A 246-nucleotide genomic window follows, 5' to 3' on the forward strand; every position below is an offset into this window, starting at 1 on the left:
GGTGCTGGGCGTGTTCTGGAAACGCACCACGCGTCTGGGCGCCGTCGCGGGGATGGTGGCGGGGCTGGTGGTGTGCATTTACTACATCGTGTCGACGTATCCGTTCTTCACGCAAATGACGGGCTTCGCGGGCGCGCGGTGGTTCGGGATCGAACCGATCAGCTCAGGCGTATTCGGCGTGCCGGCCGGGTTTCTGGTGGCGATCGGCGTGAGTTTGATCGACCGGAAACCGGATGCTTATACGCG

1 pseudogene is annotated in these 246 nt (G+C 63.4%); it reads left to right on the forward strand.

The features are described 5' to 3' along the window. Nucleotides 1-246 (forward strand): annotated as a pseudogene (locus SB764_RS43470) (cation acetate symporter); the annotation flags it as partial.

The organism is Paraburkholderia sp. SIMBA_027, assembly GCF_046535315.1.
GTDB lineage: Bacteria > Pseudomonadota > Gammaproteobacteria > Burkholderiales > Burkholderiaceae > Paraburkholderia > Paraburkholderia tropica.